Annotated in this window: 8 protein-coding genes; 3 read left to right on the forward strand and 5 right to left on the reverse strand. The window is 62.5% G+C overall.

The features are described from left to right. Positions 1 to 35: 35 nt before the first annotated feature. From gyrB to rpsT, 5 genes are all read right to left on the reverse strand, one after another. Entirely contained in the window at positions 36 to 2,471 is a 2,436-nt protein-coding gene (gene gyrB / locus NEZ08_RS15110) for a DNA topoisomerase (ATP-hydrolyzing) subunit B (protein WP_298108238.1), read from the reverse strand. 227 nt (positions 2,472 to 2,698) lie between these two features. Further along, positions 2,699 to 3,835 carry a DNA replication/repair protein RecF gene (gene recF / locus NEZ08_RS15115; RefSeq protein ID WP_298108240.1) on the reverse strand — a complete coding sequence of 379 codons (1,137 nt, stop codon included), beginning with the start codon at positions 3,833 to 3,835 and terminating at the stop codon, positions 2,699 to 2,701. A 52-nt stretch (positions 3,836 to 3,887) separates the two neighbouring features. After that, a complete protein-coding gene (gene dnaN, locus NEZ08_RS15120; protein WP_298108242.1) occupies positions 3,888 to 5,006 on the reverse strand; it encodes a DNA polymerase III subunit beta in 1,119 nt (372 codons plus the stop codon). Between the two features lie 246 nt (positions 5,007 to 5,252). Then, a complete protein-coding gene (dnaA, locus tag NEZ08_RS15125) occupies positions 5,253 to 6,692 on the reverse strand; it encodes a chromosomal replication initiator protein DnaA (RefSeq protein ID WP_298108244.1) in 1,440 nt (479 codons plus the stop codon). Between the two features lie 1,231 nt (positions 6,693 to 7,923). Beyond that, positions 7,924 to 8,190 carry a 30S ribosomal protein S20 gene (gene rpsT / locus NEZ08_RS15130; RefSeq protein WP_298108246.1) on the reverse strand — a complete coding sequence of 89 codons (267 nt, stop codon included), beginning with the start codon at positions 8,188 to 8,190 and terminating at the stop codon, positions 7,924 to 7,926. A gap of 348 nt (positions 8,191 to 8,538) precedes the next feature. Here rpsT and NEZ08_RS15135 point away from each other — a divergent pair, with 348 nt between their 5' ends. The 3 genes from NEZ08_RS15135 to NEZ08_RS15145 all read left to right on the forward strand — a co-directional run. Then, on the forward strand, positions 8,539 to 8,856 hold the full coding sequence (locus tag NEZ08_RS15135; RefSeq protein WP_298108249.1) for a hypothetical protein: 318 nt from the start codon (positions 8,539 to 8,541) through the stop codon (positions 8,854 to 8,856). A 131-nt stretch (positions 8,857 to 8,987) separates the two neighbouring features. After that, positions 8,988 to 9,644, forward strand: coding sequence for a peptide-methionine (S)-S-oxide reductase MsrA (gene msrA / locus NEZ08_RS15140; RefSeq protein ID WP_298108251.1), 657 nt, complete (start codon positions 8,988 to 8,990; stop codon positions 9,642 to 9,644). Between the two features lie 189 nt (positions 9,645 to 9,833). Next, the coding region (locus tag NEZ08_RS15145) for a polysaccharide biosynthesis/export family protein (RefSeq protein WP_298108261.1) at positions 9,834 to 10,158 on the forward strand (325 nt) is incomplete at its 3' end.

Below are 10,158 nucleotides of genomic sequence, written 5' to 3' on the forward strand. Positions count from 1 at the left end.
TTCGAGGGACGATTCGCGCGATGAGGGGGCCATCATCACACGTCGACGTTCGCACTCAGCGAATTATCCTGGATGAACTCGCGGCGCGGTTCGACCAGATCGCCCATCAGCTTGGTGAAGATGTCGTCGGCCTCGTCGACCTCCTTGACCTTCACCTGCAACAGCGAACGCGCCTCGGTGTCGAGCGTGGTTTCCCAGAGCTGTTCGGGATTCATCTCGCCGAGACCTTTGTAACGTTGCAGATTGAGGCCCTTGCGGCCGGCGTCGGTCACCGCTTCGAACAGGCTGACCGGACCATGGATGGCGGTCTCGCTGTCCTTGCGCCGCAGCAGCCCGGGGCGGGGATATGCCTCCTGCAATTTCGCGGCGTATTCGTCGAGCTTGCGCGCATCGGCCGATCCGAGCAGCGCATCGTCGAGGATCGCGACATCCTTGACGCCGCGCACGGTGCGCTCGAACACGAAGCCTTCGCCTTCGGTGAAGCGGCCGATCCAGCCGCGCTCGACCTCGTCAGCCAGCGCGTCGAGCCGCTTGGCGATATATTCCGCGGCGGCGACCGCCTTCGGCGGATCGCCGAAGACCTGATGGCGCAGCACGCCGGCAATGGCAGCCTGCTCGACGACGTTGCGGTTATAACGACTGTGCAGATGATTGAGGGTGGCGCGAATGACGCGCGCATCCTCGACCAGGTTTCGCAGATCGCGGCCCGACCGGTCCTCGCCGGACGCCGGCTTGAACACGCATTCGTCGAGACCGGCCTCGATCAGGTAATCCTCCAGCGCCCGCTCGTCCTTCAGATACTGCTCCGACTTGCCGCGCGTCACCTTGTAGAGCGGCGGCTGGGCAATGTAGAGGTAGCCATGATCGATGATGTCGCGCATCTGCCGGTAGAAGAAGGTAAGGAGCAGCGTGCGGATATGGGCGCCGTCGACATCGGCGTCCGTCATCACGATGATCTTGTGATAACGCAGCTTGTCGATGGAGAAATCGTCGCTGATGCCCGTGCCGAGCGCAGTGATCAGCGTGCCGATCTGCTCGCTGGAAAGCATCTTGTCGGTGCGGACGCGCTCGACATTGAGGATCTTGCCGCGCAGCGGCAGCACCGCCTGGAATTCGCGGTTACGGCCCTGCTTGGCGCTGCCGCCGGCAGAGTCGCCCTCGACGATGAAGAGCTCGGACTTGGCAGGATCCTTCTCCTGACAGTCGGCGAGCTTGCCCGGCAGGGAGGAAACGCTGAGCGGGTTCTTGCGCGTCAATTCGCGCGCCTTTCGCGCGGCCTCGCGCGCGGCCGCCGCCTGGATGACCTTGCCGACGATGACCTTGGCTTCGGTGGGGTGCTCCTCGAACCAGGCCTGGAGCGCCTCGTTGATGACGTTCTCGACCACCGGCCGCACTTCGGAGGACACCAGCTTGTCCTTGGTCTGCGATGAGAACTTTGGATCGGGCACCTTGACCGAAAGTACGGCCGTCAGGCCCTCACGGCAATCGTCGCCGGTGAGCTGAATCTTTTCCTTCTTGGCATTGGCATCTGCGTAGCCGTTCACCTGGCGCGTCAGTGCACCACGAAAGCCGGCCAGATGGGTGCCACCATCGCGCTGGGGAATGTTGTTGGTGAAGCAGAGCACGTTCTCGTGGTAGCTGTCGTTCCACCACAGCGCGGCCTCGACGGCGATGCCGTTGTTTTCCGAACGCACCATGATCGGCGCGGGCACGATCGCCTTCTTGTTGCGGTCGAGATATTTGACGAACTCCTCGACGCCGCCGGAATAGTGCATCTCCTCGCGCTTCTCGACCGCATGGCGATGATCGGAGAGGACGATGTTGACGCCGGAATTGAGGAAGGCGAGCTCGCGCAGCCGGTGCTCCAGCGTCGCAAAATCATATTCGATGTTCTTGAACGTTTCGGGCGAGGCCAGGAAAGTGACCTCGGTGCCGCGCTTGCCCGGCGCATCACCGACCACCTTGAGGGGCGCAACCGCGTCGCCATGGGCGAATTCGATGTAGTGCTCCTTGTCGTCGCGCCAGATCCGCAATTGCAGCTTGCTCGACAGCGCGTTGACGACGGAGACGCCGACGCCATGCAGGCCGCCCGAGACCTTGTACGAGTTCTGGTCGAATTTTCCGCCGGCATGCAGCTGCGTCATGATGACTTCGGCGGCGGAAATGCCCTCGCCCTTATGGATATCGACGGGAATGCCGCGGCCGTCGTCACGCACGGTGACGGAACCGTCGGCGTTGAGGACAACCTCGACCAGGGTCGCGTGGCCGGCGAGCGCTTCATCGATGGCGTTGTCGACGACCTCGTACACCATGTGGTGGAGACCGCTGCCGTCATCGGTGTCGCCGATATACATGCCCGGCCGCTTGCGAACGGCGTCGAGTCCCTTGAGAACCCGGATCGATTCCGCGCCGTATTCGGCAGGAACAGGACTCTCGTTATCGGCGATCGGTCGCCGCGCAGGTTCTGTCATGTGGGGCCTTTGAAAGGATGTCCGAATCAGCAGTGCAAACGGGCGCCGATTGGCGCTATTTCTGCCACGAAAGGCGGGGCGCGCCTAGCGCAAAGTCTCGGCTCGCAAGGTGCTGAAAAGATAGGATTTTTTAAGGATTTTTCAAGCCCGCCAAGGGCCATTTCTGGGAGGCCGGGAAAGCGCGATTCGCTGGCCCCTTGGCGTCCTCTTCCAGCGCAGTCTTCGGCTCAGAGGGGCCGTCCAATCCGGCCGGAATCGACCCTGAAGATTTCGCCTTGCGAGCCGATGTCGGCAAATGCCGCTGGATCGGCGCCGGTCATCCAGACCTGCGCGCCGAGCTTGCCAAGCTCGGCAAATAGCGCGACGCGGCGGCCAGGATCGAGGTGCGCGACCACTTCGTCGAGCAACAATAGCGGCGTGATGCCGGTCATTTCCGCGACCAATTCTGCATGCGCCAGCACGAGGCCGATGAGAAGCGCCTTCTGCTCGCCGGTCGAGGCCTCGCGCGCCGGCATGTTTTTCGGCGCATAGACCACCTGGAGGTCGGTGAGATGCGGACCATCCAGCGTACGGCCGGCAATGGCGTCGCGCGGGCGATTGTCGCGCAATATCTGCCGGTAGCGATCCTCCACGGAGGTGGCGGGTTCCGACATCAGCGCGTTTTCCATCCAGCCGTCGAGCGCGATCCCGGCGGAAGGAAACGCCGAGGCCGCGCCGCGCGCCCGCAGCATCGCAGCCAGCCTGGCAGCGGTCTGGCCGCGCATCGCCGCGACCGCGACGGCCAGTTCGGCGGTTTCGCGCTCGATCGCGTCGCACCAGTGGTCGTCATAATTGCGCACCTCCAAAAGGCGGTTGCGCGAACGAAGCGACCGGTCGAGCGCGGATACCCGCGCCGAGTGCTCGCTGTCGATGGCAAGCACCAGGCGGTCGAAAAAGCGCCGCCGCTCTGACGCCGGCCCCAAGAACAATCCATCCATCGTGGGCGTCAGCCACACCATGCGCAGGTGATCGCCGAAAGCGGTGGCGGAAGGCACCGGCTCGCGGTCGATGCGGCAGCGCCGGCTGACGGAAGAATCCGGCGCGGGTGGATCGATGCCAGTGCCGAGTGTCGCCAGTCCGAGCGCACCCTCGACCTCGGCGGAAACCGCCCACGAGCCGTCGCCCTGGTTATCAGCTACGTCTTCCAGGTTGGCGCGGCGCAGGCCACGGCCGGGCGACAAGAACGAAATCGCCTCGATGCAGTTGGTTTTCCCGGCGCCGTTCGGTCCCGCCAGCACGACGACGTCGGCCTGCGTCGCCAGGCTCGCCGAGCGATAGTTACGGAAATGCGTCAGCGCGAGACGGTGGATGCGGGATGGGGTCATGGCGAGCTGTCATTGCCGGGCTGACCTGGTCGAGCCCGGCAATGGCAAGGTATCACACCCGCATCGGCATCAGCACGTAAAGCGCGCCCTTGGAATCCTTGTCCTGCACGAGCGTGGGCGAACCGGGATCGGCGAGTTTCAACACCGCGACCTCGCCCTCGATCTGTGCGGCGATATCGAGCAGATAACGCGAGTTGAAGCCGATATCGAGCGGATCGGAGGCGTATTCGACCTCGAGTTCTTCCGTCGCGCTGCCGGAGTCGGGATTGGTGACCGAGAGCACCAGCCGGCCCGCCGACAATGAGAGCTTCACGGCGCGGCCGCGCTCGCTCGAGATCGTGGAGACGCGGTCGACCGCGGCCTCGAAGTCCTTCTTGTCGACGATCAATTCCTTGTCGTTGTTCTGCGGAATGACGCGGCCGTAATCGGGGAAGGTGCCGTCGATCAGCTTCGAGGTCAGAACCACGTTGCCGATGCTGAAGCGGATCTTGCCGAGCGACAGTTCAATCCTGATCTCAGCCTCGCTGTCCTCGATCAGCCGCTGCACCTCGCCGACCGTCTTGCGCGGGACGATGACACCCGGCATGCCCGCGGCGCCCTTCGGCTGCACCAGGTCGATCTGCGCCAGGCGATGGCCGTCGGTTGCGACCGCGCGCAAGGTGGCGGCCTTGGCGGTGCCGGCCGAATGCAGATAGATGCCGTTGAGATAATAGCGGGTCTCCTCGGTCGAGATCGCAAACTGGGTGCGATCGATCAGCCGCTTGACGTCGGAGGCCGGAAGCGCGAACGAATGCGTCATCTCGCCGGCGGCAAGATCCGGAAAATCGTTTTCGGGAAGCGTTTGCAGCGTGAAGCGCGAACGACCGGCGCGGATCGCCAGCACCGAGCGGTCGCCGTCGCCTTCCAGCACGATTTGCGCGCCGTCCGGCAGCTTGCGCACGATGTCATAGAACATGTGCGCCGGAACCGTCGTGGAACCGGGAGTCGCCGTTTCGGCCGGCAACGTTTCGGTGATTTCCAGATCGAGGTCGGTGGCTTTCAGCGACAGCTGCGCACTCTCGGCCCGGACCAGCACGTTGCCGAGGATCGGAATAGTGTTGCGGCGCTCGACCACGCGATGGACGTGGCCCAGCGATTTCAGGAGTTGCGCGCGTTCGACGGTAACCTTCATTGTCCTAACCCGCCTGATCGAAGTTGGAAAAGCCCGGCGGTCTCGAAGGCGCGCCGCGGCGTTTGAACCCGAAGGCCGGTCAAGCTGGTTTCGATCGGCCCGCTCGGGGGGCCACAAAGTGGCGCGGATGGCGGCCGAGCGCAAGGGATGCGCGCCACCGTTCCCAACTTTTGAGGTTTTGCCCTGCCGCTGCTCTCGGAGCTCCATCCGCCCTCCCGACGCGGGGAAGGCAGATGGATAATTGCCCTAGGATTCGTTTTGCAGCTGACGCTTGAGGGACTCGACCTCTTCGGACAGCGAGACGTCCTTGGTGACCAGTGCCTCGATCTTGCGCACGGCGTGCAGGACGGTGGTGTGGTCACGCCCCCCGAAGCGCCTGCCGATTTCGGGCAGCGAGCGCAAGGTCAAGGTCTTGGCAAGATACATCGCCACCTGCCGGGGACGAACGACGTTCGCCGTACGCCGTGACGACAACAGGTCGGACCGGCTCACATTGTATTGCCGCGCCACCACCCGCTGAATGTCCTCGATCTTGATCCGCTTGGGTTCCTGCGGCCGGATCAGATCGCGCACCTCGCGCTCGGCCATATCCAGCGTCACCGGCTGGTTGTTGAGCTTGGAGTGCGCGAGCAGGCGGTTCACGGCGCCTTCGAGGTCGCGGCCGTTATGGGTGATGGTGCGAGACAGATATTCCAGCACCTGTTCCGGAACGTCGAAGCTTGCATGATGAGCACGGGCAGAGGCGACGCGCGACTTGAGAATGCCGAGCCGCAATTCCTCGCCGAGCGAGCCCATTTCGACGACAAGGCCGCCGGCAAGCCGCGAGCGCACCCGGTCATCGAGGCTTTCGAGATCGGAAGGCGGGCGATCCGCCGCGATCACGACCTGGCGCCCGGCATCGATCAACGCGTTCAGCGTGTGACAGAACTCGGCCTGGGTGGATTTGCCTTGCAGGAATTGCAGGTCATCGATCACCAGCACGTCGATGCCGCGCAATGCTTCCTTGAAGGCGAGCGAGGTCTGCGTCTTCAGCGCGGCGACGAAGCCGTACATGAATTTTTCGGCCGTCAGATACAGCACCTTCCGCTCGCTGCCGGAATTGCCGGCCCAGGTCACGGCCTGAAGCAGATGGGTTTTGCCGAGACCCACGCCCGCATGAATGTAGAGCGGGTTGAACATCACGGGATCGCCGCGGCGCCCCTCGGCCACCTGACGGGCAGCCGCGTGCGCCAATGTGTTCGACCGGCCGATCACGAAGCTTGCAAAGGTCAGGCGCGGATCGAGCGGCGAGCCGCCAAGCGCGTCATGGCTGGCAGACACCGGCGCAGTCGCCACCGCGCGCAACTCCGCGGTCGGGCGGCTGTCGGCACGTTCGACGCGGCGCGCATCGATCTGGGGCACCGACATATCCTTGACCGGCGCCGCGGAACGCATCGCGGTGCGTACGGAAAGATCGATGCGATGCACTTCGGGCATTTCGGCCTGCCAGCACGACAAAACGCGCTCGGCGTAATGCGCCTGGATCCAGCTCTTGAGGAAACGCGTCGGCACCGAAAGGTGGACGCTTTCATCATGCACGCTTTCCAGATCCATGCGCGCAAACCAGCTCGAGTAGACGTCTTCACCTACGCTCGAACGCAACCGTCCTTTCACACGTGACCAACGATCCTGTTCCGTATTCGTCATTGCCTTAGACTTTTCTCTTGGGAGTTGAGAACTAATTCCGTGGTTGGTGGAACCACCGTGCGGTCGGAGCACGGGGGTGCCTCGTGTGAAGCTCGTTTTGGCCATGGCTCCGCCGTTCGGTGAAACGCCGTTGGGCAGTCCTGAAGGCTTTAAGGAAGCTTCGCGAGGCTAGCGCGTACTCGACGGTGTGTCCGGAGCTCGCGCCAGAGGCCGGCTATCGTCGGCCTCGGAAGCGTTGCCTGCTGCGGCCCAGTCTGATGCCGCGATGGCCAACGCCCTGTCGTCTAAAATCGAAACGGAATCAAAAATTCCAATGAATTTGCAAGTCATGCTACCTCCCCCTCTCGCCGCAACCAGGCGCAGCAAGTAGTCGCTCCAATTCATTTCAAACCGACCGGCTATAACTGAAACCGACAACAGCCCAGCTACGCCACTCGTTCCGCCCGTCTTCACTCACCTCTTGCACGCGCGCTTCGCTTTCCTTGCCGTCCAGGCTGCCGGTTCGACTGTCTCGTATTTCTCTATTTTCAGATGACGAAAACACGGATGCTTCGCCCTGAGAAATTTCGACACAGTTCTCCCTTGCCCATATTGCTATGGGCCTGAACCCGACGATCTCTTTGGAGAGCGTCGCTAACGCACACACCGCCGCCGATTTGCGCGTTCGCCCCCGTCTCAATCCGCGCTGGTCTCAAGGTCGTGGGCGCTGCGAACGCTCTTAGATGTACATCAAGCTTCGCTTCCCGCAACGAAAATGATTCAGCGCAATTGCCTCGACAAGCGACTTGACGCTTGGCTCATTCAGCGCGCGACTTTTCTGCAAAGCCGCAACATTTTGAATCTGTGCAAAGATTCCAAGCTCGCCGTCGCCGTCACATTTCGCGCGGGCTGCCCAAAATAAATTCATAAATTGTTTACGTTTGGCCGCATCGGAGTCGAATTTTCCAACAACTCATTTTCGCTATGCCGATAAGTGACTACGCAAACGTATTTTTTTTTGCTCGCCCTTGAAGGGTAACCCTCGGCGCTGCATCGCAAGCGATTGCGCGACGATCCTTTCGAGCGTGCAATCTTGCAACACGCAAGCTGCACTTTCATTCCCCGTAATCGCACCGGCTTTTGCAACGGTCGCAGTCGGCGCGGACGAGTTTCTCGTGCGGGAAAAATGCAACGCGAAAAAAACAAAAGCCCGGCAAAGCCGGGCTTTTGCAGATCTTGTTTTCGATCAAATTTATTTCGCCAGCTTGGCGATCTGATGCGCAAGGCGCGAGACCTTCCGGCTCGCGGCATTCTTGTGAATGATGTTGCGCTGCGCAGCACGCATCAGCTCCGGCTCGGCGCTTGCCATTGCCTTGAGCGCCGCGTTGCGGTCGCCGCGCTTGATCGCCTCTTCGACCGAGCGCACGGAAGTGCGCATTTCGGTCCGGCGCGATTTATTGATGACGGTGCGGCGGGCAATCTTGCGCGTCGCCTTCTTGGCGGAAGTCGTATTGGCCATGTTCTCAAATGTCCTTCGGCAGTGACCGATCGCAGGTGGGCGAAACAACGACCCACGGTTTGCCTGATCGACGCTGATTGGTTTTCAACCTGCCCCGTCGAGAATGCCACTCCGGAAACGTAAGCTCGGGAAGCCATGCTCAAAAGAACAGCGGCGGCGAGATTGCGCCCGCCGCCAATTGGAGGGTGTTATAGAGGCCGCAAGGTGGAGCGTCAACGCCCTAACCCGGTCCGGGCGTGACGAAACCGAGGTCCGGGCGGCTCATAAGGCGCTGATGAGGTTGAATTTCCTGCAACCCGCCGTTAATGCCTGACTGCAATCGGACAACGCAAGACGAGTGGGTGACGCATGATCCGCGGCTTTTTCCGTCTGGTGGGACTGCTGCTGCTGGCCGGCGGGTTTGTCTTCATGGTTTACGACGGGGCGCGGTTCGTCGCCGATAACACCTTGCGCTTCACGCGGCTCGGCCAATTCTGGAATGACATCCATCAGTCGAGCCAGCAGGCCTTCCATGCCTGGATTGAACGGCTGTCGCCCTGGCTCTGGGACAACGTGGTTCGCCTCATTCTCGACCAGCCGGTTTTCGCCGTCATGGCGGTGCTTGGCATTCTCCTGATGCTGCTGTTCCGGCCGAAGAAGCCGCTGATCGGCTACTCCAGGGACTGATACGCCAAGGATCGAGACGGGCCGGCTGATCGCGGACTGCCGCCATGGCTCCGCGTAACGGCCCTGCCGGACTTTGCGTAACGACCTATATAAAGGCCAGTTGCAGGCGTCCCGTTCCAAGGAGGAGATTCATGCTGTTCATGCGCAAGTCCGCCACAATGCCGAGCGCCGCCGAGGCGCTGCCGGGCCGCTCCGAGCCGATACCGACTGCCGCGCGCCACTTCGTCAACGGCAATCCGCTGCTGCCACCTTATCCGGCCGGATTTGCGCAGGCCGTGTTCGGGCTCGGCTGCTTCTGGGGCGCGGAGCGCAAGTTCTGGGAGCTCGGCGATGGCGTCTTTGTCACCGCTGCCGGTTATGCCGGCGGCCACACTCCGAACCCGACTTATGAAGAAGTCTGCTCGGGCCGTACCGGTCATACTGAAGTGGTCCTGGCGGTGTTTGATCCAGCGAAGATTTCCTACGATCGGCTCTTGAAGACATTCTGGGAAAGCCACAACCCGACGCAGGGCATGCGCCAGGGCAACGATGTCGGCACGCAATATCGCTCCGCGATCTACACGTTCGGCGACGCGCAAGCCGAGGCCGCAGCCGCATCGAAAGCCGCTTACCAGAGCGCGCTGACCGCCAAGGGGCTCGGCTCGATCACGACCGAGATTGCGCCGGCGGGGCCGTTCTATTTCGCCGAGGACTATCACCAGCAGTATCTGGCCAAGAATCCGGCCGGCTATTGCGGGCTGGGTGGGACAGGTGTGTCCTGCCCGCTGCCGACGGGCGTGACGGCCTGATCATCGCGCATGGAGAGCCGCCGGCATCGTCCGGCTGCTCTCGCCGATGCCAGCGCAAAAACCAATTGTTAACCATATCAGGCGCAAGAGTGAGGCTGTTTCTATGGAAGGAATGGCCTCGTGCGGATTGCGCGCGCGCTTTTATTGCCGATCACGGCTGCCTTGGCCGCGCTCGCGCTCGCGAGCTGCATGCAGACGACTTCTCCGATGGCCTCAGCGTCGCGCAGCGACCTCGACGCGCTGGCCTCTGGAGAGCCGCAGCCTGCTTCGTATTCCGCAGCGCCGCGCGCAAGCTTTGCCAATTCGCCGCGCAACGCTTACGCCGCCCCGACGCCCGTGGCCTATGCCGCCCCGGGCGGCGCTTTCCACGATGCGCCTTATCGCCTCGATGCCGGCGACAAGCTGCGCGTCGTGGTCTACGGCCAGGAAGGCCTCACCAACACCTATGCGATCGATGCCGGCGGCGCGATCACCATGCCTTTGATCGGCGCGGTGCAAGCGCGCGGCAAGACGC

This window comes from Bradyrhizobium sp. (assembly GCF_027451485.1).
Classification (GTDB): Bacteria; Pseudomonadota; Alphaproteobacteria; order Rhizobiales; family Xanthobacteraceae; genus Bradyrhizobium.